The sequence below is a fragment of the uncultured Psychrobacter sp. genome (assembly GCF_947495825.1).
GTDB lineage: Bacteria > Pseudomonadota > Gammaproteobacteria > Pseudomonadales > Moraxellaceae > Psychrobacter.
Window position 1 is genome coordinate 76,746 of the sequence record NZ_CANMAH010000005.1, and the last position, 22,114, is coordinate 98,859.

Below are 22,114 nucleotides of genomic sequence, written 5' to 3' on the forward strand. Positions count from 1 at the left end.
CAACTCATTTGTCTATACAAAAAACAGCATAGCGCATACCTTATCATAACGATATTTTGTGGCAGGCGATACCAGCGATTGATACGATGTCGTAAAACAAAGCATTCGCTAGCCATCTTTTAAGGCGTTGACCGCATCTAACGTACTTAGATAGACCTGCCCTGATAGCTCAGTAATCAGCGGTGTATGACCGATGACATCCATGACGGGTCCCTTTACAAAGCTAAAGTGCAGACGCTTATCTTGCAGTGCCAGCTCCTTATTAAGCGTGCCGAGCATCTCTTGGGCTGTCAGGTCGATATGATTGACAGCTGACATGATTAAGATAAGCTCACGCGCGTCTGGGTATTGTTGTAACGCCTTTAGGATACGACGATGCACCGACTCACTATTGCCAAAAAACAGACTCTCATCAATACGCAAGAGCAATAAATTATCGAAAGTCGCTACATCATGACGATTGATATTACGAAAGTGTCCTGTACCGCCCAGCTGACCAACGATGGCGACATGCGGCTTACTCGATTGCCAAATAAGGCTAGCAAAAGATACCATTAAACCGATGACCAGTCCTGTATTTAGGCCAAGTATCAGTACGCCTGCGAACGCTGCTATAAAGCTTGCTGCATCCAAGCGATCTCGCTGCCATGCCGACTTTAAGGTGTCGACATCGATAAGCCCAATGATAGAGGCCATGATAGTCGCCCCCAGCAGCGCATAGGGTAGCGGCGCGAGTGCTTGACCAAAAGCGATCAGTGCGGCTATCATCACCACCACAGTAACTAGGCTAGCCATTGGGGTTTTGGCCCCTGAGTCAACATTGATGGCAGTACGCGAAAAACCACCAGCGACCGCAAAGCTCTGAAACAGTCCGCCAGATAAGTTGGCAAGTCCAAGTCCTGTCAGCTCACGATTGGCATCGAAGCTTTCATCGCGCAGGCGTGCATAGGTGCTCGCAACTGAGCTACTAGACACAAAAATAATCAGCGCCATCAGTCCTGCGGTTGGCAAAAGCTTGAGCGCCTCTTGTACATCGGGTATATGAGGCAGGGTCAAACTCGGTAGCCCTTGCGGAATACTACCGATGGTCGCAACCCCCAGCTCGCCCCAATGCAATGCCATACTCAGTATAATCGCTATACCGAGCAATATTAGCGGAAATAAGCGCTCGGCCCATTTAGCATAGGACGCTGATAGCCACGTGCGCCATACCCATTCACTCGCATAGCGATTCGCTACCAAAAGCGCAAAAGCAACGATGCCAATGAGTAGAGTCAAGGGATGCAGCTGACGCACGTGCATCTGCATGGTAGATAGATAGCCAATCAAGCTGCTGCCAGCAATTGGTATATCGGTCAAATACTTCAGCTGACTGACAAAAATAAGTACCGCCGCGCCGCTGACAAAGCCTGCCGACACTCCGCGACTGATAAACTGCATGATCCAGCCAAGCTTGAGACGTCCAGCTATCCAGAGCAGTGCCCCTACCATAAATGCAAGAAGGCTTGCCATAAGAGCGTACTGTTCAGCGCCTGCATCGGCATACGGAAGTAAGCTACTCGCTGTCATAATCGCAGTGATGGCCACCGGTCCGACTGCTTGGACGTTACTTGATCCAAGCCAAGCATAGACAATGACGGGTACAATCGCGGCATACAGGCCATAAACAGGTGGCAGCCCTGCTAATACTGCGTAACCCAGGCTTTGAGGAATGACAAGCACCCCTACGACCAACCCTGCAATGACGTCAGTTGGTAAGGTAGCTAGCTGGTATTGACGCAGCCACGTAGGAATCAGGCGAGCAGCGATAGAAGACATATCAGTACGTCATCACAATAAAGGGTGTTATCACAATGAATAGCATCTTTATGCTAAGTTAAAGAGTTGGAATGCAGCACTATATTATTGCTCTGGCTTGGCACAAAAACGTTGATACAGTAGTTCTAGTACCGCTAAAGCATCTTCGCTTACGATACTGTAGTAGATTTGCTTGCCTTCACGGCGGGTAGCAACCAAATTGTCTTTACGCAATATACCTAGCTGCTGTGACAAACTTGGCTGACCAACACCAACCAAGCCCTCAAGCTCACCAACGCAGTATTCACCTTGAGTCAGCTGACACAATAGCAGCAAACGATCAGGATGCGAGAGCGATTTTAATAATTGGCTGGCTTGCATGGATGCTTGTTGCATTTGTTTGGCAAGGTCGATAGGGGCAAAGTCTGCTGCATTAGAAGATGCATCATCGCTGGTGTTGTGAGTAGATGTATCCAATGCTGAAATAGAGGTAGTCAGAGTGAGCTCCTTATATAAGATAGCGTTAAATGTTGCTCTATTATCTAACGATATATGGTTAATTATCAATGATATCGCAAATTATAGCAAGTTATAGTTATTTACATTATATAAATTGATAAACTATTAGGTAGTTGTTATATTACTAATCATGGATAAGTTGATAATATTTTAAACATTATATACGACTGAATATTATACTTAAAAAGTATTTAAAGATTAAAACATTCTTATAGCGAGGCTGCCATGCAAGTTCATTCTTTCTTACATAGCGACACTGAGACTTATACACACGTACTGGCTGACGTACAACAAAAGCTGTGCGCCATCATCGATCCTGTATTAGATTTTGATGCCAAATCGGGCCACACCGCTACCAGCAGCGTCGATGAGGTCATCACGTTTGTCCGCGAGCAGGGCTGGGAGCTCGTGTATATTATCGAAACGCACGCCCACGCCGATCATATATCAGCGGCCATTCATGTCAAAGAAATACTCGGCGGCCAGCTGGTCATGGGTCAACACATCACTGAAGTACAAAAAATATTTAAGCAAATTTTTAACTTCGATATGAGTTTTCGTACCGATGCCAGTCAGTTTGATATTTTGACGGACGACGGTGAGAGATTGGCTCTTGGTGACATTACCATCACAGCGATGTATGTGCCAGGTCATACGCGTGCAGATATGGCGTATGTCGCGGCCGATGCAGAAAAAACCGTGGTATTTGTTGGAGATACGTTGTTTGCCCCTGATGTGGGTACAGCGCGCTGCGATTTCCCAGGTGGCGATGCCAAAATGCTGTATCAGTCTATCCAAAAACTACTGGCGCTACCTGAGGATACCGTCATGTATTTGTGTCACGATTATCCGAGTCAAGGGCGTAAGCACTGCCCAACCACCACGGTCGCCGCGCAAAAGCTAGGCAATATCCATGTCAAAGATGGTATCAATCAGGCAGAGTTTGTGCAGATGCGCGAGCGCCGTGACGCCACGCTTGCAATGCCGCGCCTGATTATCCCGTCGGTACAGCTGAATATCGATGCCGGAAACTTTCCAGAACCAGAAGACAATGGTGTGCGTTATCTAAAAGTGCCGCTCAACGCCTTGGGGTAATGGGTTAATCGGTGAATATAAAGTTATGCTATATTAAATAAACAAATAGCCCTTTAATAACAATAAAAGATAATAGCTAAAAAAGGAGTCTGACAATGACTGAACAATACTCTCATCTGGTCTGTCCGCACTGCCAAGCGACCAACCGCGTACCAGCCGCTAAGCTAAATGCGGCGCCAAACTGCGGGAAATGTAGCCAGCCATTATTGACTGCTAGCCCGCATGAGCTGAACGCGCAAACAGCCAACAAAGTCATTCAAAAAAACGACGTATTGACCATTGTGGATTTTTGGGCGAGCTGGTGTCAGCCTTGCATTATGATGGCACCGCAGTTTAAAGCCGCTGCCAGTCAGCTGCCGCAAGTGGTCTTCGCCAAAGTCCAAACGGACAAATACGAGCAAGCCGCCGCGCCTTATAATATTCGCAGCTTGCCGACGATGGTAGCGTTTAGAGGCGGCAAAGAGATCGCGCGGCAGTCAGGCGCGCTGCCAACTCAGCAAATCGTCCAGTGGGTACAAAGCCTGCAAACATAACTACTGGACCAGATTTATGGTATAAACTAGAAAAGCCAATACGTCGATGGCGTATTGGCTTTTTTATTCTGGAGTAATAAACGAAATAATATGGTCGATATTATAATCGCTTATTTATTCGCCATAAATTTTTATGCCATTAGCAAAGCTACAGCGCTGAATACGAGCAGATTGGACTATCGCATCACGTTCGCCGTAGAGCCGTGAAAGTTTTGCATCGCGTGCTTTGGTATTGTTGCTTTTGCCCACGCCAAAGCTAATATTGGGTGAGATGCCCCAGCGTCCAGCAGAGACGCCGACTCCTACGCCAGAAGTGGACAATGATGAGTGTTGACTGCGAGCTGATTCGACATAACGGTTTACGCGGTTGTACTCTTGGCTGAGCGCTTGACAGTCATAGTTTTGGTACGTGCTTGGTGGCACGTATTGCGGGGTGATATTGCCAGTCGAAGCGCAGCCTGCAAGAGCAAAAACGCCAACTGTGGCCAGTAGTGTCGCGGCAGAGAAAGTTTTCATAATAGCTCCATAAGGCTAAGTGATTGTATTTAAGATAGCAAAAAACCACAGATTAAGATATTGAAAAATATATCATTTCTTAAATATTCAATCTGCTTAAACATAGTCGTTCCACTGCAAAATAAACATGAGGCGTCGGCTATAAATCTTGTATAGCTTATATCAAGCTATGCCTCGTAATCTCTCATTATAATTGAGTCACTTACTAAAATAAGTTTGCAGGCTTGGCAAAAGCAAGTATTACGATACCTGTATAAGCAATCGCAGAGATCAAAATCCCTGTCTTTCTTTGGCCAGGCGTGGCGTGGTTATGAAAGGCTTTTACGCTGGCACTAATGGCGGCGACTAGCAAAATGACTTTGGCAAATACCCACTGTACTGGAGCGTTTGCGCTTATTAGCTGCATCAGCATAATGGCACCTGAGCCGATGACGAGAGCATAGATGATATGCGTGGCTATCTTCACCGCCTTCGGTGCGCGTCTATTGGCACTCAATACCAGATAGCTTTGATATAAAAACAGTCCAATGGTTAGGACAGCCATCAGCATATGTAAATGTTTCATTGAGTATTATCCCTTTAAAGTAATCTAATCATGCAGCGATGCAGGCAACACGTCAATATAGCGTGCAAGCATGTTTAACGGTCACTTTGATCGTCATGTAATATGGTATCGGTTTTACATTACACCCTTTATATAAATAAAATGACTTAGGTGTTTTGACCAGCGCACAAGGGGCTGTCTGGGCTTTGACCTTGCCACTCTGTTGGTGTGTAGGCATGAATAGCCAATGCATGTACCGAGCCGCCTTGAGAAGTGAGTAGGGGAGCGACTAGTCCATAAACCAGTTGATGACGAGCGACCAAACGCTTGCCCTCAAAGGCATCGCTTACGATAGTGAGTTTAAAGTGGCTTTCTTTACCATCAAAGTAGCCTGCATGATTCATCGATTCGTTAATCAGCTCAATATGCTGCGGTTGTAATGATTGTAGCTCAGTATGTAGCGCATCAGCGGTAGGTGTGGTACTCATAGCAGTCCTTTTTTATATCGTGTCAACGTCTGTTACGTGTTAGCGCCTTTTGGCGATTTGTTACCACTATTATAGCAGACACTACTAATGATACTTTGGCATTCAATAGACGTTAATCTTGTAACAACAGCAGTAAAAAAGCAGAATACAAACTATAGTCTGTACTCTGCTTTATAGCCAATCTGAACTGGCGTGAGTGAATTAACGGCGTGATTGTTGATAGAGCGGCATGACTTTAGGCATTAATGATTGCAGCTGCGCAATACGGTTGCTGCTGGTTGGGTGAGTGCTCAAAAACTGCGGCGGCTCGCCTTGGCTGGCGCGTTGCATTTTTTGCCATAAGGTAATCGCAGCTTGTGGGTTATAGCCTGCGCGTGCCATTAGCTCAAGACCGATTTGGTCGGCTTCTGCTTCTTGAGTACGGCTATGCGGACGACTCAAACCTAGGTCACCTGCAACGTTTGCTAATTGCGCTTGACCTTGCGATAGACCAAAGATGCTCGCGGCGACACCGATGCCAGTTTGAGTTGCGTACTCACGTGAGAGGCGCTCACGAGAATGTTCACGAAGAGCGTGAGACATCTCATGACCCATAATCGCGGCGATCTCATCATCCGTCAGGTTCAGGCGGTCGATGATGCCTGAATAAAACATGATTTTACCGCCCGGCATAACAAAAGCATTCAATTGATCTGATTTAATGGTATGCACTTCCCATTGCCACTTTGCGGCATCTGGACGATATGTGCCAACTTGTCCGATCAAACGGTTAGAGATGTTTTTTAGACGATTGAGTTGTGCCTGATTAGTGTCAAGCAGACCACGCTTGCGAGCTTCTTGCAAGTTCTTATTATAACTTTGGGCTGACAATTGCTGTACCTGTTCACTAGAAACCAATAATAACTGTTGACGATCAACACCAACGGCACCGCTATTGGTTGTGCTAGTACAACCTGTTAGAGCAAGTGCCGACAACGAAGCTGCCATCACCGTAGTAGTAAGCATCTTTTTCATGATAAATATCCTCATTATAAATAGTAGAAAAAATTGAACAAAGACAACATAGTGGATAGACAGATAAGCTGTTGGTTAAATTTTCTTATCGCTTGCCAATCTGCATACCTAATAAAATTTTACCCGAACTTTTGTTAAACATAAGTATAATAATGTTATTGATGAAAAACAAAGGTAGGAAAAGTAACAAAACAACGTATCCTTGTAAGTAAAAAGATGGTGCGAGATAGAAATATTATTTTATTGCCTTGCGTTATAAATGAATAATATTGCTTACTAAATTAATAGCTTATGCTGATGCTTAGTCAGACTTAAGACCAAATCTAGCGTTTTTAGCAATAAATTTGAAAAAAGGCATTGACAGTCCCAGAATATTTGCTAAAATAGCCAGCCTATCGAGACGTAGTCGTTATCAATAACACTGCGATTTGATATTTAGCGGGATTAGCTCAGTGGTAGAGCATAACCTTGCCAAGGTTGGGGTCGAGAGTTCGAATCTCTTATCCCGCTCCAAATATGGCTCTTTAAGAGTACTAAAGCCTCACTTTATAGTGAGGCTTTTTTTATGGGTGAAATTTCCCGCCTCTCTTTATCAGTACCTGTTTATTTATCAGCGCCTATCTGTCAGCGTACACTCAAAAAGTGATTACAAAATACGGATGAATTGAAATACTTATTTTAGAGTAAGCGCGCATACTAAGTAAGGACTAAGACATGATAAATAACAATTATAAGGAATAAGTATGCAAGACTTTCAACCTAAAGCATTTGACCAGTTGTTTGATCTCACCGGTAAGATGGCTATTGTAACTGGCGGTGCCAACGGTATTGGCAAAGCAACCGCAATGCGTTTAGCAGAGGCGGGCGCTAATATCGCTATTGCTGATTTAAAATTAGAAGATGCTAAAGCTGCGGTCAGAGACATCGAAAAATACGGTGTCAAAGCTCTAGCAGTTGAGTGTAATATTTTAAAAGATGAAGATCTAGTCAGTATGGTAGAAAAGGTGGTTGCTGAGTTTGGCACTATTAATGTACTAATTAATAATGCTGGTGGCGGTGGGGGCGGTAAAGAAGACCCTGCCAAGATATCAGTTGACGATATTCGCCGTGATTTTGAATTAAATGTTTTTAGTGGCTGGCGCTTATGTCAGTTGTGCGTGCCATATATGAAAGAGTCAGGTTATGGCTCTATTGTGTTCACCACTTCTATGTCGAGTATCAATAAAAGTCCAAATATGAGTGGTTATGCAGGATCAAAAGCCGCAGTCAACCATATGATAGCCAACCTAGCTCATGACTTCGGCCCAGAAGTACGTATCAATGCAGTTGGCCCTGGCGCGACGCGCACGGCTGCGTTAGAGAGTGTATTGACACCTGAGATTGAAGAGAAGATGCTAGCACATACGCCTATTAAGCGTTTGGGCGAAGCCGAGGATATCGCTGGCGCTATGCTATATTTTGCCGCGCCTATATCTGAGTGGGTGAGTGGTCAGACACTGTTTGTAAATGGCGGCGGTGTGCAAACCTTGGATTAATATTAACGCTATAAAAGCATTGAAATCAAAGTACTAAAATAAAAGCATCATCTGACATCGCGTTAGATGATGCTTTTTTATTCTAATGTTAATACGTTATGGTAGCAATTTACGTGTTTTCATCAGTGCAAAGGCTCAAGCGAGTTTATTCAAAGCAAATATGAGCCGCTTCATTACAAAAAGTCTGCTTACCGTTTTTAAAGCCTGCTAGCGCTTGTGCATTGATACGAATAGCCTCTACCGCGTTTTTAGCTTCTAATATGACTAAAGTTGCTGGTGCGCCAACGGTGATATTGCTCTTAGTCGCTAGTAATTTAGCAGCATTTTTCGTGATCATATCAAAGGTATCGGTAAGCTCATCATCCGTAGATAGTTGTGCGATATTGGCATACATGTTGGCCATTCTAATTAATGACGCATCACCATAAGGTGTAAAGGCGTTCAAAATATTATTGCTAGAGATTGTTGTATTAAGTCCCAACGCTGCAAATTGATTTGCATTGACTGTGCCTCTAGGTATCAGGGCTTCATAGTTGCTACCGTTGATATAGATATCGGTAGCTGGCAGTACAATCAAGGTGATGTCTGCTTGCTTGAGCAATCCTGCCATCTCACCGCGCTTCATTTTATCCATAGCTGACAGTTTGGTAACGTGACCGATAGAGACGCGGCCTTGATAGCCACGCTTAATAGTCTCTTCTACTACTTTTGGAATGCTTGAACCTTGTGGATCTAAATCAAAATCCAAATGAAAGTCGACATCGACATCAAACTGCTCAGCGATATCGAATATCATCTCGATATGCTGGTCTGGATTTTCATCCTTATACGGGCAACCGCCTATTAAATCAGCGCCTTGCTCAAGTGCTTGCTGCAACAGCTCATGAGTTTTGGGTTTGGTAGTGAGACCCGACTGAGCAAAGGCGCATATCTCTATATTGATGACAAAAGCGTACCTATCTTGCGCTCTTTTTATCGCCTCAAAGCTACGTAATTCTGTCTTCTCATCAGTCTCTACAAAGGTACGTAGACCTACTGTGCCTTTTTTTATTGCCATCTCAATGACTCTTGAGGCGCGCTCAAATACGTCTTGTTCGGTAAAATCTTCTTTAGCTTTACCTGTCTCTTCAACCGCCTCCTTAAGTGTACCTTCTTGTACGCTACACCTATCTAAAATGCAGGCTTTATCAAGATGAATATGACTTTCAAAAAACCCTGAGCATACAAAGTTGTCTTTAGCATCGTAAACGTTTTTGGAAGTTTTAGACTTTTTGTCCGATTCGTTATCAGTGATATCATCTTTGATAACGTCTATACTAGCAATATGTCCATCTTTTATGTGAATATCGACAGGATACTGATAATCCATTAGTCTGGCATTTTTTATTGTTAAATCGGTCACTGTTATTATCCTATTTTAAGTAGTATTCGCTTATTGTTCTTTGCAAGACTGTCTTGACGATTTAATAGAATAGAGTATTGAAAAGACATCCACTATCCGTTGTTGTTTTTTTTAAGTGGGAGTTATGTAGACGTGATAGGGCAAGGTAGATTATTTTGCACAAAAAAGCCAAGCAATGTGCTCGGCTTTTCTTATCGTACTTGACTAGTAAATGACTTATTTTTTCATAGATAGGGCTACAGTCTTATTACCTATCCAATTCACCCATTTCACTGGGAAAAAACGCAGCTGTAATCTTATTAAGTTTGCCATTACGCCTGGCACTACTAAAAATTCGCGATTTTCTACGCCTTTTAGCATGGATTTAACCGCGCCTTCAATTTTGAGCTCTCCTGCTAGTTTTTTCATACCGACGCCAGCTTGCGACATAACGCCGACCTCAGACTGGGTAAGCGGTGTATCTATGGGCGGCGGCGCGAATACGGTGATATCGATACCCAATGGCTTCCATTCAAAGCTTAGCGACTGCATCATGCCCCAAATGGCAAACTTTGACGCGCTATAAGAGCTGTAGCCATAACTACCAGTGAAGGATGACATGGAAGCGGTAACCATGACTTGCTTGCCACGTGACAAAAACGGACGCACGGCAGCCAGTACGTTGCGCGTACCAAATAGATTGATATTCATCACTCGCTCAAACTGCTCTTGGCTCATATCATCAAAAGTCCAAGGCCCTGTAATCCCAACAAAATGCATTAAAATGTCTGGCGATAAGCTTTCGGCAGCCGTAGCGATTTGCTGAGTGGTCATATCCGCATCGGTCACATCCAACTGATAGGTTGCAATTGAAGCGTCATTTTTATTCATAGCTTGCAAGCTTGATAGCACCTCATCAAGAGGTTGTACGTCAAACAATACTAAGTTGGAATCTTGCTTGATGAGCTGTCTAGCAGTCTCAAGACCAATACCAGAGGCTGCGCCAGTGATATAAACCGTCTTATTGGTAAAATAACTCATTAGGCACTTTCCTTTTGCAATGCGCTATTTTTCGGGGCACTTGTTTGTGCTGAGCGACTTTCTGCCGATTTTTTCTGTAAGCTGCCAAACTTTGCTTCACCGATAAGATGGCTGACTTTATGACCGGGAATCAGCCAATAAGGAGTCGCTTCGCTGCTTGAAGCGCAGTTAGGAAAGTCAGAATTTTTAGAGGGACCGGCGATGGTTTTTTCGACGACCATTGAGATATATTGCTCATTACTACCTTCTAACGTATTGCCGTTTAGGATCACCTCCATGCCTGTTTCTTTAGCATAACGATGGATGGCATTCACTTTTGAGTTCATAGGCGCATAAGCATCAGCGCCGACGCCATTTTCTGAGGTGACTCTTATCCCATCTGGTACGCGCGCGACTAGTGAATGGTTGCCCTCGGTATGGCCTGGAGTATGCACCAGTGCTAAGCCTGTGCCTAATTGGATGCTACCAGTAAATTTAATAACTTTATCAGGGTCGACACCTTCGATGCCATTGGGGCAATACCAATCCGCTTGTACTGGTAGCAAAGCAGTGGTGCTTAACCATTCTTGTTCATGAACTAAAATCTTGGCATTATGGAAGTAGGCGGTTTGATCTTTGGTGCCAAGCCAACGACGTATATCTTGAGTATGTAGATGATCGTAGCTGATGTAGTCAACATCTTCTGGTGCTAAGTCGACTTCGGCGAGTGCCCCAGCCACATCACGGATGACAGGCGCGACTATATTCTCAAGCGGCGACCAGTTAGGCATCTTGTCCGTTAGGCGCTTAAAAAACGGCGTCTCGCGATCCGCTTCGATATCAGAAGGGGAGAACAACAAGGTCTTTAATTCACCTAAAAAGTCATAATATTGAATGATGAAAATACGGTTTAGGATATGAAGATAAGGGAATTTATAAGTGCTTTGCGTATAGACGCCGCTGTAAGCGTACCACGTTGGATAGGGTACTCTGACCATGTCCGCGCTTTGATAAAATTGAACAGGTGGCTCATCCATAAAGCGTTCTCTAAACGCGCTTGCCTGCTTGCGAGCTGCATGTAAGCGCTCTTGAGGTAGGGGACTTTGGCGTACATTGTCAAAGTCACTAATCGCTTTCATGCCTAGTGCTTGCAAATCCATAATGCATCTCCTTATGATTGATGGATGTCTTGACACAATACTAGCAACATTGTTTTGGGGTTTATAGCGACTTTAGAAAACTGTTGAGGCTTATTAAATTAGGCTTGCTTGTGTTTTTTTTATCAGAAGTCATCCCAGTAAGGGTCGTCTCCAAAACGCTCTGCAATAAAGTCAATCAAATAACGGCAGCGCTGTGATAAAAAGCGGTTTTTTGGATATACCGCATAGGCGCTTAGTGTGGGCAATTGGTATTGCTTAAGAATAGGTAGTAGCTCACCTTTAGCCAGTTTTTGATAAGCGATAAAGGTTGGTATAAAAATAATACCGTGATCTTTCACTGCCAAATCTACTAAGAACTCACCGTTGGTGGCTTTGATTTTTGCGTTTATTGTATAATTATGCCTTTTTCCTTGCTCATCAGTGAGCTCTAGATTGCTTGTTTTACTAAGACCATACTGTAAAAATTCATGTTCTGCCAAGTCTTCGAGCGTCTCAGGCGTTCCCATTTTACGCAAATACTCAGGACTGGCACAGAGCGCATAGCGAATCAGCGCTAGACGCTTTGCCTGATAGCTAGAGTCTTGTAGCTCTCTAATACGAATGGCTAACTCATATCCTTCCTCAATTAAGTCCACATGCCGATCAGAAAAATCCAAATCAAAGCTTAGATTGGGATGTTGATTGGCGTACTCATCAATCACATCATTTAGATGCATAAGCCCAAACGACAGTGGCGCTGTCATCTTGAGCGTGCCTTCAATACGTGTGGGTGCACCACTGGTCTGCTCATTAAGTGCATCAACTTCACTGAGGATATTGTTCGCCTGTCGATAATAATGTTCGCCAGCCTCGGTCAAGTTAGACTGCCGCGTGGTCCGACTTATCAACTGATTGCCCAAGCGAGACTCTAAGTCTTTTAGTCGCCTACTTACGGCCGATTTGGCAATATCTAATTGCTCAGCGGCTTTGGTGATACTACCGGCTTCGACAATGCGTACAAACATTGCCATATCTTCTAGCTGTCCCATTTTAGCTGTCCTATCGTTGTCCTAACTCATCGCTCTATAAGGGAGATTGTCTGCATAACACTCCCATGAACACTTTTATAAAATCAATGAAGCTGGGTTAACAAACCCAGCTTCATTGTAGTACAGATTGTCTTAAGTGGACGAGCCATTGTTGTTTAAGGTCTGCTTATTTAAGATCCGCTTGTTTACTGCCTTCTACCTGAATGACCAATTTGACATCTTTCATCATACCGCCATCTGTATAGGTATCGATACCCCATTTGGTTCTGTCGATAGTGGTTTCAAAATCACCACCACAAGCTTCAGCATTTAATAAAGGACTGTCGTAGCAGTTAAATTTAGTAGCTGTTAAAGTCACAGGATGAGTCTGGTCGAGCAGAGTCAAATCACCTGTGACTGATTTGACTTTATCACCATCGAACTGCCACTCAGTAGATTTAAAATAAGCAGTGGGGTACTTTTCTACATTAAAAAAATCAGCAGACTTTAGATGACCATCAAAGGTTTTTAGCCCGGTACTTAAACTGCCCATGGGGATTGTAATGCCGATAAAACCTTTTTGCTCTTCAGGTGCGTACTCAAGAGTACCCGATAGATTATGAAAGCCACCAGCGTTGGTCGTGGTACCAAAGTGATCTACATAGAAGCGTACTGCGGTATGTTTGGGATCAAGCTCGTAAGTCGCTGCATGACCTAATGTGCTAAGCATACCAAGCGCACTAATGGCTGCAAAAGTCATGGCACGATTCGCTTGTTTGATAGATTTTAAAGTCATTATAAATAATCCTTTTTAGATAAGTAAATTAGGTACGTTTAAGTGTGTACGTATAGGTAAGTAAGAGGTTTAGTAAATATAGTATTTGCTTTGGTCGTCAGCATAAAACTGATTGAATCTGAAACTATATTATTAATTACTGCTTATACATAGAAGTAATAAGTTTAGCAAAGAACTACTTTATTTAAAGCCAAACACTATCAAGAGATGTGTAATTCCGTTATTTTTTTGTACTTTTTATAGAGTCTTTAATACTTTCCTAACTAAACTCTGCTACACAAGTGAATAGGTTTTAACCATCTTACATAGGACGTTTTTCGTAAATGACTCACTTATAAAAGTTCTTTCGTGAACAAGAAGTTGATAAATGTCTAGCTATTGTTCTGATAAAAAGAACATATATTTGAGATTATTGCTGTTTATCTAAGTATAGTCAATGTCTACAATGAGCGCATTAAATAACCGAATCAACAATACTTAAATATATTTATTTTCATAAATATTTTAATTTACACTTTTATGGAGAGTGGCAATGGATAAATTACAAGACATAAGCGCCCCTATCGGTCGTCTGTTTTTATCAATGATTTTTATTTTTTCAGGGTTTAGTAAGATTACAGGTTATGCGGCGACAGCAGGCTATATGGAATCGGTGGGCGTACCAGGTATCTTGCTACCATTAGTGATTGCACTTGAGTTATTGGGCGGAATCGCTATCTTGATTGGCTTTAAAGCACGTCTAATATCGTTGCTGTTTGTCGGTTTCAATATCGTTTCTGCACTTCTTTTCCATCAATTTTGGAATGATGAATCACAAATGAACCCATTTATGAAAAACATCGCTATGGCGGGTGGTTTTTTAATGATATTTGCTCATGGTCTAGGTGCTTATTCAGTCGATAAAGACCCTGCACCAAGAAGAACAACGTTACACTAATAAAAATTATAAGTAACGGTTTATCAAATATTACTAAAACAATTAATGCACAGTACGAAGGAGGTCATCATGAGTACATCGACAAATGTAGCCCTTATTATTGGCAGCTTGCGAGAGGCGTCGATCAACCGTAAGTTTGCAGAATTTATAGTGTCGCAGTTACCTGACAATGTTACGGCGACAGAAGTGCATATCGCAGATTTGCCTCTTTATAATCAAGATTATGATGACCAGACGATTGACAGCTATGATCGTGTCCGTAAGCAGATTAAAGATGCTGATGCAGTATTAATCGTCACACCAGAGCATAACCGTACGATGCCCGCTGCTCTAAAAAACGTCATCGATATTGCCTCTCGTCCTCATGGCGATAGCGCTTGGACAGACAAAAAATTAGCCGTAGTGACAGCATCTCCTGGCACTTATGGTGGCAGAGCTAGTGGCCTTGATGTCCGTAAAAGTATGCAGATGCTATCAGCGCAAATGATGATTCGCCCTGAAGTGTACTTGGGTCATGCAACTGACAGCTTGGACGATGAAGGCAATGTTAGCGAACGTACGCAAAAATTCTTGCAAAAGTTCGTTGACGAGTTTGTCATATTTGCCAGAAATACCAGTGCATAACAGCGCCTCTCACGATACTGAGTCTAACGATACTTCAACTAAGAATAATAAGGACGGCGTTCAAAATAATAATTTGCCAAGCTTTTGGCAACGTTATCAAGCGCCTGTGTTGCTGACAGTCGTTGGTGGCGCTATCGATACCATTGGTTTTATTACCTTGTTTGGGTTCTTTACTGCTCATGTGACCGGAAACTTGGTGCTGGCGGGTAGCGGTCTGGTGAAAGGCGAAGATGGACTATGGATTAAGCTTGCATCTGTACCGCTATTTATTTTGACGGTAGTAGTAACGAAGATCTACATAGATAAAAGTAAAAAACAGCAGCTGTTACTGAGTCACTTATTATTAGCTGAAGCAGTGTTTTTAACCGCATTTATGATTGCAGGCTTGTCTTTTCAACCTTTTATCGATGCAGGCGGTATTACCGTTGCGATAACTGGAGGTTTGGGTTTAACCGCGTTGGCGATTCGTAATACTGCTAGCAAAACAGTCATCAAGCACATGAGCCCAACAGTACTAATGACTGGCAATACGACGCAACTAGGGATAGGTCTATCGGACTACTTATCAAATAGAACGTCTGAAAATGCTAAAAAGTTGGGACATAGCTCAGCGCTGGTTATTAGCTTTGTAATAGGCGCATTGTTAGGCGCTGTACTATATGTCAAATTAAGCTATTGGGCTGTTGGTTTGTTTGTGCTGCCTGTACTCTATTTGTCATTTTTGGCCAGAGACAAAGACTTTTTACAAAATATTGGTTAAAAGCTTTCTGTGTTGTTAAGTCGCTCTGTGAATTTATTATTTGCTAAAGTAGGGCTATTAAGTCCCTAAAGTCTAATCTTTAATGAGCAAACAATTAAAAGCAAAAGTTTCTGTTAAAAATTAACAGTTTATCGTTAAATCAAAAACGCCATGCTTTCTAGCATGGCGTTTTTTTGTCTTTAAAAAGTGGTGTTTAAAATATGAGTTAAGGCGTAGCGTTATGAAACACCGAGTTATCTTGATACTCAGGATGCTTATCGATATAAGACTTCACATAAGGACAAGTTGGCTTAACACGTAAACCTTTAGCCGCTGCATCGTCTAAGATGTATTTGACTAGATACCCTGCAATACCTTGACCACCTAATGACTCTGGCACTTCGGTATGCTTATATTCAATGCCTTTTTCACCTTGACTGGTGGTAAAAAATTCATAGTCTTCAAGGGCAATTTGATCATCGATATGAATCTCAAAACGCTTCTTATCTGTGTTATTGATAACTTCATAGTTTAATGTTTGTTTGTCAGACATAGTATGATCCCTTTTATTATAAATGATAGAACACTAACGGTCTGTTATGCTCTAAACCTTAGTTTTAATATGCTAACAGTTTATGGCTAACGTTCTGTTAGCTTTATATTACTTGGTATTGTTCTAAAAATAAGAATATTCATTTGCTATTTACCATGTTTATCTCTTCTTCAACAACAATTATAATAACTCCATTGTTTAGACAAGTTCGTTAATAGTATATTTTCAAACATGTTTAACGCCTCAATTAATAAGGATAAATTATGAAAACTATCTATCATGCAGCAGATTCTCGTGGCGATGCAAACCATGGCTGGCTCAAAAGCCGTCATACTTTTAGCTTTGCCAACTACCACAATCCAGAGCGTATGGGTTTTGGTGCACTACGCGTCATCAACGACGACTTTGTGATCGGTGGTCAAGGGTTTGGTAAGCACTCGCATCGTGACATGGAAATTATCAGTATCCCGTTATCTGGTAAGCTCGGTCATGGCGATAATATTGGTAACAATGGCATTATCGAGACAGGTGAAATCCAAGTCATGTCTGCTGGTACTGGTATCACGCACAGTGAGATGAATGGTGATGACAAAGAGGACGTAAAGTTTTTACAGATTTGGGTCATTCCAAATAAAATGAGCGTAGCGCCTCGTTATCAGCAAATACGCATGGATGACATCATGCAGCCAAATGAGTTCAATCAAGTACTGTCACCAAATGCGGACGATGCGGGTGTATGGATTCATCAGAATGCTTGGTTTAGCATGGGTGATTTTGATAAAGGCGTGACGCAGACTTATCAGCTAAAAGACCCTAACAACGGTGTCTATATATTTGTCATTAGTGGTAGAGTAAATGTAAACGGTAATACTTTAGATACTCGTGATGGCCTTGGTGTTTGGGATACTAAGAACTTCACGATGGATGTAGAAGAGAATGCTAAAGTACTACTAATGGAAGTGCCGATGAGTTTATAAGCCACTTCGAGCTTATAAGATACGTCTCTTTAAATGATAATATTTAGAAGGTGTTAAAATTATAAAGTACGATAATTAAAAGTAGCGTGGTGAGATGTTTAAAATATTTATATTTTAGCGCTACTTTTATTTCTACCTACTGTATATCAGGCTGTATCAGTTTCATTACATTGACTATCACATAATAGATAATAAGAGGTGAACCATGAGTATCAAAACCCTAGAACCGCGTTTGGCAGATGTTGGCGGTATTCCAATTGCCCGTCTTTTACCTAATACAGGCAAAAAACCGATTGGTGCTTGGTGCTTTTTGGATCACGCAGGCCCTGTTGAATTTGATAAAGGTGACTCAGGCATGCAAGTCGGCCGTCATCCGCACACCAATTTACAAACCTTTAGCTGGATGTTAAATGGCGAAGTGCTACATAAAGATAGCTTGGGTAACGAGCAAGTCATTACCAAAAACCAAGTCAATGTCATGACTGCAGGGACAGGCCTTAATCGCGGTATCAGTCATACTGAGCAAAGTGTCTTTCCAGATACGGGCGGCTCACCAGATGCAGCGCGTGCGATAAGCATGGTACAACTATGGATTGCACTACCGACCGATCAAGAGATTGAGCCAAGTTTCCATCATTATCCAGAGCTACCAACGTGGACGGAAGATAGCGCCCAGATGATTCTGACGACCGGTAGCTATAACAGTATCACAGGGGAGCGCTATGAGGCGCCAACCATACAGTACTCAAAAATGGTCGGTATCGATGTGTACTGGGTCGAAGACGGTGAAGTCACGCTAAACTTAGAGCCAGGTTTTGAGTATGGGATTTTGGTTACAGAAGGCGAGATTGAGTCTGAGGGCAAAGTCTGCCCACAAGATCAGCTATTACGCTTTCACGATAGCGATGTTGCTAATAATGAAAGCATAAAGCTTGTCGCCAAAAAAGACACGCGTGTCATGTTTATTGGCGGTGAGCCCTTAAATAACCAAGTACTGCTTTGGTGGAACTTTGTCGCAGACAATAAAGAAGAGATTGAGCAGTCTATCATCGATTGGAACAACGGTCACGAACGTTTTGGTGAGGTTGATTCTGATATGAAGCGTTTGCCTGCCCCAGAGCTGCCGGATGGCTTTAAAGGGTAGTTTGACATTAAAATGATAAGTTAAATTATCTATTAAAAGACACTTTATAATTAAGTTTTATTACAAAAAGGAAGTATGGATATAATCCAGTTTTCTTTATAATAAATTGGATGAATTTAGGGTGTGGTTATCAGATATGAATTTTTAATCATACTCATCTAGCGTTTATTTTAATCAATACACATTAATAATTTGGAGAAAATCTATGTCAGACCTAAAAGATCTACAACAATTGGCTGAAAAACGTCGTTCTATCTATGCCCTAAGCAATAAGCTGCCAGTGTCTAATGATGAGGTCGTTAAACTCGTTGAGCATGCTATTTTGCACACGCCATCAGCGTTTAACTCTCAGTCAGCGCGTATCGTTGTATTATTCGGTGACGATCATCAAAAGCTTTGGGATATCACTGAAGAGACCTTGAAGGTTATAGTTGGTGATGATGAGAAGTTCCAAGGTACGAAAGATAAAATCGCAGGCTTTAAAGCAGGCGCCGGTACGATATTGTTCTTTGAAGACAAAGGCGTGGTCAGAAACATGCAAGAAGCAGCGCCTTTATATGCGGATAAATTCCCAATTTGGGCACACCAAACCAACGCCATGCATCAGTATGTGATTTGGACGGCATTGGCAAGCATCGATGTTGGCGCAAACTTGCAACATTATAATCCAGTGATTGACCAGCAAGTTGCCGATACTTGGAATATCGCTGATGACTGGGAGTTGAATGCACAAATGGTGTTTGGTGCAATCGAGCAGCCAGCTGGCGACAAAGAGTTTAAGCCAGTAGAAGAGCGTATGAAAGTATTTGGTAAATAATACCAAAGCTCAGTAATATAAAAGATGAAGAGCTAAAAAAAGCGCCATCCAGTTAATGGGTGGCGCTTTTTTAGGTATAAAAACTATCAATACATAAGTTGTGGCTACATAGCACGCTAAACATAAAGCATTGCGCTGTTAAACGGTGGTTATTAGCTGTTTTTGCCACCCATAAGGCTGTTGGCCACCCAAGCAGGGCCAATCAATAAAAACTGTAAGTCTTCAAAAAACGATGGTTTTTTGCCTTCAATTTTGTGACCGATAAACTGTCCAATCCAAGCGACAATAAAAACACCTGCCCAAATCTTAAAACCCCATGGCAGCAAGCTCATCACTGACAGACAAATAAGAATGAAAATTCCCATCGCCATAAATAGTGGCGTAGAGAGTTGCATATAAAATAGTAATACCAAAGCACTAAGTACCAGAGTAAACCAGACTGAGAGCGACATTCCCATCCCTAAAAGGCTGACAAAGATAGTAGGAACGCAAAGCCAATGGATTTTCTTATTGACTAAGTTTTGGTGGCTGACAGAGTACTCAGTGAGCCATTGTTCGAGTGTGCGTTTGGACATACCTGTACGATTGATACGCGACATACTAACCTCCTTGTTAGTGTTTGAGTGCTTACGAGTAGTTAAGTCTGTACTGAACCATCAGTTTTAACACTATTTATGACAATCTACCACATTATCAGTTAGACCATACAGTCATAAGGTCTTGTTTTGGTAGAAATATTTACTGTCCGTTTGTCTAGTATTCTTGCTAGACTCAGACTTCTAACGTGTTTTGTTCACTACGGTGCCACTCGTATAAGCCAATAAAAGCATTAACTTGATAGACCATGGTTTGAATGGCAAAGATATAGTTGCCAGACATCAGATTTACGATGAGCCAGACGAAGTTGACGATAATCCACAGCCACCAGTTAAATGAATAGCGCAAAATCATAGCCGCTTGCGCCGTAATAGACAGTACAAAAGCTAAGACGTTGATCCAAAAAAAGGAAATGATGCCCAAAAACTTGCTGTTATCATCTTCTACAACAGCATAGCCATAGCTTGCTAGTATGTCATTGACTGTCGGAAATAGGGCCAAACCAATGACAATAAATGTAGCAGTGATAAGCCATACCCACTTACTGGCCGACTTAGGTATCATGTCACCATCAAGGTCGGTGTGCTTAGACCAATAAAACAACCCATAGACGTGGGTAAAAAAGTTAAATAATGGCGCGAGCATCAAACCTACTGCACCAGACGTTGCTTGTACGACCACCTCACCAGCGGTCGCCGCCATACCAAGGCCATTACCCATGACGTTTTTGCGAAATGATAGCGACACCACGCATATTAAACCAATAAAAGAGACACTCAAATAAAACATATCGAGGGTCGTGTGTTCTGTAGTAAGCCAAAAGCCTGTAGATAGTGCAATCACGCCGCAAATGAACCAGACGACAATCCATTGCATGGCCCATTTTCCAGTAATGTTGTCCAATAGCTGAATGCGCATAACTTGTTTTCCTAAAAATGTATCAGTGAGATACTGATATAAGCAATATTATTATAAATGTGGTATTCGGAAGTTTTTGAATTTTTGGACTACGATTTTGGTGTGTTCTTACCATAAATATAGTGATCGATAAATTTTAACGCTTGATGATAGCGGGCGTCATAATCGGGCTCATCAATTAGATGCGGTGCTATACTGTGCCGTGCAAATATATTGACAAGACGCTGCTCAAAACGTCCACGTGCATCAGGATCTCCCAGTGAGCGCATGCCATCGGCAACCCATGGCGTGTTGTTATCCAGCATAATCGTATGGTCTAAGCGAAACTCATCAATACAGGCAGTGACAAACGGGTGAGTGCGCCCTTCATATTCTTCACAAAACGCTTGTGTGGTCACAAAATCTGTATCAACAATAGTAACAGGAGCAGTTGCCGCAGCAGTAGCATCTCGGATAGCTTGTGCATGATCAAGCGCAATAGGCGCATAATCACTGTATTGTAGACCAACTTCACTACCGCCCAAGTCCGTCCCTACGTATAAGCGGCCCATCTCTAACGCAAAGCTTGCTCCATAATAGTTGGCAAGCTTATGGACTAAGGTCGTTTTTCCTGAGCTTTCACCGCCGACGATAGCGACCGTCTTTGTGTAATCACCGCGCGCTTGGGGATGAATCGTTGACCAATGTGCCACAGGGTCGCGGGCGATAGCATAAGAGTCAAACTCAGGCTGAAGCGTCGTCGTAACCACTTTCATCGTCAGCTGCTCTTGAGTGTGACTTTGCGCTAAAGGGTGATTGTCTGCGACAAATAAAACCGCTTCTGCGGGTAAGTTGAGCGCAGCGATTAAACGTTGCAGTCTGGCATTGCTGGCTGGGACATCAATCTTGATATCATCAAAGCTATCATGAAGTGGTAGCTCAATCTCGTGGGTTGTATGAATGTGAATAAAAGGCAAGTCAGCACAGGCCATTTGTAGCCAACGCGCTTTATCCTGCAGCGTAATAGTGAAGTTTGGATGCGGTGACGGGTGAGCGGTGATGACGATGTGTAGAGACTTTGCTTGTCCTGCAGCGTCTAAAATACTACGCATTTGCCCTAAGTGTAGCGGTTCAAAGTGTCCAATTATCAAGCCATTATCATACATATTATTTCCTAAAAATCTCTCTAAAAGCGACTTATCAAATATTTTATTGCACAAATTTTTTATTTGTTATTTATCACGTGTTATGTGATGCAGAGTTTTATTAAGTACAAACTATATAAAGCTTTTTACTTTGATACAGGTGCCTTATTGTAAACTACTGCTTGGTTTCTGTGAGTCCATTTAAATATTTTAGTACATTAAATGATAGGATTATTCAGGGTTAGCTGACTACCGTTTTAGACGAGAATTATTAGAGCA

Annotated in this window: 24 protein-coding genes and 1 tRNA gene; 10 read left to right on the forward strand and 15 right to left on the reverse strand. The window is 42.4% G+C overall.

What is annotated here, in order from left to right; all coding sequences use genetic code 11:
* Nucleotides 1-108 precede the first annotated feature (108 nt).
* Nucleotides 109-1,818: a SulP family inorganic anion transporter gene (locus Q0895_RS07060; protein WP_299187020.1), complete on the reverse strand. Its 1,710-nt coding sequence runs from the start codon at nucleotides 1,816-1,818 to the stop codon at nucleotides 109-111.
* Nucleotides 1,819-1,902: 84 nt separating this feature from the next.
* Nucleotides 1,903-2,364 carry a metalloregulator ArsR/SmtB family transcription factor gene (locus tag Q0895_RS07065; RefSeq protein WP_299187022.1) on the reverse strand — a complete coding sequence of 154 codons (462 nt, stop codon included), beginning with the start codon at nucleotides 2,362-2,364 and terminating at the stop codon, nucleotides 1,903-1,905.
* Between the two features lie 177 nt (nucleotides 2,365-2,541).
* Between Q0895_RS07065 and Q0895_RS07070 the strand changes: the two genes are divergently transcribed.
* Both Q0895_RS07070 and trxA read left to right on the forward strand, forming a co-directional pair.
* Complete coding sequence (locus Q0895_RS07070; protein ID WP_299187025.1) at nucleotides 2,542-3,411, forward strand: MBL fold metallo-hydrolase; 870 nt, start codon at nucleotides 2,542-2,544, stop codon at nucleotides 3,409-3,411.
* A 95-nt stretch (nucleotides 3,412-3,506) separates the two neighbouring features.
* Nucleotides 3,507-3,944, forward strand: a complete 438-nt coding sequence (gene trxA, locus Q0895_RS07075; RefSeq protein WP_299187027.1) for a thioredoxin — start codon at nucleotides 3,507-3,509, stop codon at nucleotides 3,942-3,944.
* Between the two features lie 114 nt (nucleotides 3,945-4,058).
* Here trxA and Q0895_RS07080 read toward each other — a convergent pair whose 3' ends face one another.
* The 4 genes from Q0895_RS07080 to Q0895_RS07095 form a co-directional block, all read right to left on the reverse strand.
* Nucleotides 4,059-4,460: a hypothetical protein gene (locus Q0895_RS07080; RefSeq protein ID WP_299187030.1), complete on the reverse strand. Its 402-nt coding sequence runs from the start codon at nucleotides 4,458-4,460 to the stop codon at nucleotides 4,059-4,061.
* Between the two features lie 205 nt (nucleotides 4,461-4,665).
* Nucleotides 4,666-5,025 (reverse strand): SirB2 family protein, encoded by a 360-nt coding sequence (locus tag Q0895_RS07085; RefSeq protein ID WP_299187033.1) that lies wholly within the window; start codon nucleotides 5,023-5,025, stop codon nucleotides 4,666-4,668.
* A gap of 146 nt (nucleotides 5,026-5,171) precedes the next feature.
* Complete coding sequence (locus Q0895_RS07090; RefSeq protein ID WP_299187036.1) at nucleotides 5,172-5,492, reverse strand: BolA family protein; 321 nt, start codon at nucleotides 5,490-5,492, stop codon at nucleotides 5,172-5,174.
* A 201-nt stretch (nucleotides 5,493-5,693) separates the two neighbouring features.
* A complete protein-coding gene (locus Q0895_RS07095) occupies nucleotides 5,694-6,506 on the reverse strand; it encodes a M48 family metallopeptidase (protein ID WP_299187039.1) in 813 nt (270 codons plus the stop codon).
* A 438-nt stretch (nucleotides 6,507-6,944) separates the two neighbouring features.
* On the opposite strand from Q0895_RS07095, the gene Q0895_RS07100 reads away from it, so the two are divergent.
* Together Q0895_RS07100 and Q0895_RS07105 are read left to right on the forward strand one after the other, a co-directional pair.
* Nucleotides 6,945-7,019, forward strand: a tRNA-Gly gene (locus tag Q0895_RS07100).
* A gap of 230 nt (nucleotides 7,020-7,249) precedes the next feature.
* Nucleotides 7,250-8,041, forward strand: coding sequence for a glucose 1-dehydrogenase (locus Q0895_RS07105; RefSeq protein ID WP_299187042.1), 792 nt, complete (start codon nucleotides 7,250-7,252; stop codon nucleotides 8,039-8,041).
* Nucleotides 8,042-8,186: 145 nt separating this feature from the next.
* Here Q0895_RS07105 and Q0895_RS07110 read toward each other — a convergent pair whose 3' ends face one another.
* The 5 genes from Q0895_RS07110 to Q0895_RS07130 form a co-directional block, all read right to left on the reverse strand.
* Entirely contained in the window at nucleotides 8,187-9,443 is a 1,257-nt protein-coding gene (locus tag Q0895_RS07110) for an amidohydrolase family protein (protein ID WP_299187045.1), read from the reverse strand.
* Between the two features lie 216 nt (nucleotides 9,444-9,659).
* Complete coding sequence (locus Q0895_RS07115) at nucleotides 9,660-10,463, reverse strand: SDR family NAD(P)-dependent oxidoreductase (RefSeq protein WP_299187048.1); 804 nt, start codon at nucleotides 10,461-10,463, stop codon at nucleotides 9,660-9,662.
* Nucleotides 10,463-11,602, reverse strand: a complete 1,140-nt coding sequence (locus tag Q0895_RS07120) for a hypothetical protein (protein ID WP_299187051.1) — start codon at nucleotides 11,600-11,602, stop codon at nucleotides 10,463-10,465. Before Q0895_RS07120 ends, Q0895_RS07115 begins: the two co-directional genes overlap by 1 nt.
* Nucleotides 11,603-11,724: 122 nt before the next feature.
* Nucleotides 11,725-12,630, reverse strand: coding sequence for a LysR family transcriptional regulator (locus Q0895_RS07125; RefSeq protein WP_299187054.1), 906 nt, complete (start codon nucleotides 12,628-12,630; stop codon nucleotides 11,725-11,727).
* 166 nt (nucleotides 12,631-12,796) lie between these two features.
* Nucleotides 12,797-13,405, reverse strand: coding sequence for a YceI family protein (locus tag Q0895_RS07130; RefSeq protein WP_299187057.1), 609 nt, complete (start codon nucleotides 13,403-13,405; stop codon nucleotides 12,797-12,799).
* 532 nt (nucleotides 13,406-13,937) lie between these two features.
* Between Q0895_RS07130 and Q0895_RS07135 the strand changes: the two genes are divergently transcribed.
* From Q0895_RS07135 to Q0895_RS07145, 3 genes are all read left to right on the forward strand, one after another.
* The gene (locus Q0895_RS07135) at nucleotides 13,938-14,342 is read left to right on the forward strand and encodes a DoxX family protein (protein WP_299187060.1); all 405 of its coding nucleotides are present in this window, start codon (nucleotides 13,938-13,940) and stop codon (nucleotides 14,340-14,342) included.
* 69 nt (nucleotides 14,343-14,411) lie between these two features.
* Nucleotides 14,412-14,966, forward strand: a complete 555-nt coding sequence (locus Q0895_RS07140) for an NAD(P)H-dependent oxidoreductase (RefSeq protein ID WP_299187063.1) — start codon at nucleotides 14,412-14,414, stop codon at nucleotides 14,964-14,966.
* 73 nt (nucleotides 14,967-15,039) lie between these two features.
* Complete coding sequence (locus Q0895_RS07145; protein WP_299187347.1) at nucleotides 15,040-15,726, forward strand: YoaK family protein; 687 nt, start codon at nucleotides 15,040-15,042, stop codon at nucleotides 15,724-15,726.
* A gap of 205 nt (nucleotides 15,727-15,931) precedes the next feature.
* Here Q0895_RS07145 and Q0895_RS07150 read toward each other — a convergent pair whose 3' ends face one another.
* On the reverse strand, nucleotides 15,932-16,258 hold the full coding sequence (locus tag Q0895_RS07150) for a GNAT family N-acetyltransferase (RefSeq protein WP_299187066.1): 327 nt from the start codon (nucleotides 16,256-16,258) through the stop codon (nucleotides 15,932-15,934).
* A gap of 263 nt (nucleotides 16,259-16,521) precedes the next feature.
* On the opposite strand from Q0895_RS07150, the gene Q0895_RS07155 reads away from it, so the two are divergent.
* The 3 genes from Q0895_RS07155 (at nucleotide 16,522) to Q0895_RS07165 (ending at nucleotide 19,196) form a co-directional block, all read left to right on the forward strand.
* Nucleotides 16,522-17,235, forward strand: a complete 714-nt coding sequence (locus tag Q0895_RS07155) for a pirin family protein (RefSeq protein ID WP_299187069.1) — start codon at nucleotides 16,522-16,524, stop codon at nucleotides 17,233-17,235.
* 205 nt (nucleotides 17,236-17,440) lie between these two features.
* Nucleotides 17,441-18,379 carry a pirin family protein gene (locus Q0895_RS07160; RefSeq protein WP_299187072.1) on the forward strand — a complete coding sequence of 313 codons (939 nt, stop codon included), beginning with the start codon at nucleotides 17,441-17,443 and terminating at the stop codon, nucleotides 18,377-18,379.
* Nucleotides 18,380-18,584: 205 nt separating this feature from the next.
* Nucleotides 18,585-19,196, forward strand: a complete 612-nt coding sequence (locus Q0895_RS07165) for a nitroreductase family protein (protein ID WP_299187075.1) — start codon at nucleotides 18,585-18,587, stop codon at nucleotides 19,194-19,196.
* Nucleotides 19,197-19,348: 152 nt separating this feature from the next.
* Here Q0895_RS07165 and Q0895_RS07170 read toward each other — a convergent pair whose 3' ends face one another.
* The 3 genes from Q0895_RS07170 to nadR all read right to left on the reverse strand — a co-directional run bounded on the left by Q0895_RS07170 (nucleotide 19,349) and on the right by nadR (nucleotide 21,856).
* Nucleotides 19,349-19,795, reverse strand: coding sequence for an Mpo1-like protein (locus Q0895_RS07170; protein ID WP_299187078.1), 447 nt, complete (start codon nucleotides 19,793-19,795; stop codon nucleotides 19,349-19,351).
* A gap of 172 nt (nucleotides 19,796-19,967) precedes the next feature.
* Nucleotides 19,968-20,711, reverse strand: coding sequence for a nicotinamide riboside transporter PnuC (pnuC, locus tag Q0895_RS07175; protein ID WP_299187081.1), 744 nt, complete (start codon nucleotides 20,709-20,711; stop codon nucleotides 19,968-19,970).
* Between the two features lie 89 nt (nucleotides 20,712-20,800).
* Nucleotides 20,801-21,856: a multifunctional transcriptional regulator/nicotinamide-nucleotide adenylyltransferase/ribosylnicotinamide kinase NadR gene (nadR, locus tag Q0895_RS07180; protein ID WP_299187084.1), complete on the reverse strand. Its 1,056-nt coding sequence runs from the start codon at nucleotides 21,854-21,856 to the stop codon at nucleotides 20,801-20,803.
* Nucleotides 21,857-22,114 lie beyond the last annotated feature (258 nt).

Bases quoted from the DNA above. Each gene is read 5' to 3' on its own strand.
- Q0895_RS07095 (WP_299187039.1), bottom strand. From the start codon at position 6,506: ATGAAAAAGATGCTTACTACTACGGTGATGGCAGCTTCGTTGTCGGCA.
- Q0895_RS07105 (WP_299187042.1), top strand. From the start codon at position 7,250: ATGCAAGACTTTCAACCTAAAGCATTTGACCAGTTGTTTGATCTCACC.
- Q0895_RS07155 (WP_299187069.1), top strand. From the start codon at position 16,522: ATGAAAACTATCTATCATGCAGCAGATTCTCGTGGCGATGCAAACCAT.
- Q0895_RS07140 (WP_299187063.1), top strand. From the start codon at position 14,412: ATGAGTACATCGACAAATGTAGCCCTTATTATTGGCAGCTTGCGAGAG.
- Q0895_RS07125 (WP_299187054.1), bottom strand. From the start codon at position 12,630: ATGGGACAGCTAGAAGATATGGCAATGTTTGTACGCATTGTCGAAGCC.
- Q0895_RS07070 (WP_299187025.1), top strand. From the start codon at position 2,542: ATGCAAGTTCATTCTTTCTTACATAGCGACACTGAGACTTATACACAC.
- Q0895_RS07090 (WP_299187036.1), bottom strand. From the start codon at position 5,492: ATGAGTACCACACCTACCGCTGATGCGCTACATACTGAGCTACAATCA.
- Q0895_RS07120 (WP_299187051.1), bottom strand. From the start codon at position 11,602: ATGGATTTGCAAGCACTAGGCATGAAAGCGATTAGTGACTTTGACAAT.
- Q0895_RS07080 (WP_299187030.1), bottom strand. From the start codon at position 4,460: ATGAAAACTTTCTCTGCCGCGACACTACTGGCCACAGTTGGCGTTTTT.
- Q0895_RS07150 (WP_299187066.1), bottom strand. From the start codon at position 16,258: ATGTCTGACAAACAAACATTAAACTATGAAGTTATCAATAACACAGAT.
- Q0895_RS07160 (WP_299187072.1), top strand. From the start codon at position 17,441: ATGAGTATCAAAACCCTAGAACCGCGTTTGGCAGATGTTGGCGGTATT.
- trxA (WP_299187027.1), top strand. From the start codon at position 3,507: ATGACTGAACAATACTCTCATCTGGTCTGTCCGCACTGCCAAGCGACC.
- Q0895_RS07165 (WP_299187075.1), top strand. From the start codon at position 18,585: ATGTCAGACCTAAAAGATCTACAACAATTGGCTGAAAAACGTCGTTCT.
- Q0895_RS07130 (WP_299187057.1), bottom strand. From the start codon at position 13,405: ATGACTTTAAAATCTATCAAACAAGCGAATCGTGCCATGACTTTTGCA.
- Q0895_RS07135 (WP_299187060.1), top strand. From the start codon at position 13,938: ATGGATAAATTACAAGACATAAGCGCCCCTATCGGTCGTCTGTTTTTA.
- Q0895_RS07085 (WP_299187033.1), bottom strand. From the start codon at position 5,025: ATGAAACATTTACATATGCTGATGGCTGTCCTAACCATTGGACTGTTT.
- Q0895_RS07170 (WP_299187078.1), bottom strand. From the start codon at position 19,795: ATGTCGCGTATCAATCGTACAGGTATGTCCAAACGCACACTCGAACAA.
- nadR (WP_299187084.1), bottom strand. From the start codon at position 21,856: ATGTATGATAATGGCTTGATAATTGGACACTTTGAACCGCTACACTTA.
- Q0895_RS07060 (WP_299187020.1), bottom strand. From the start codon at position 1,818: ATGTCTTCTATCGCTGCTCGCCTGATTCCTACGTGGCTGCGTCAATAC.
- pnuC (WP_299187081.1), bottom strand. From the start codon at position 20,711: ATGCGCATTCAGCTATTGGACAACATTACTGGAAAATGGGCCATGCAA.
- Q0895_RS07115 (WP_299187048.1), bottom strand. From the start codon at position 10,463: ATGAGTTATTTTACCAATAAGACGGTTTATATCACTGGCGCAGCCTCT.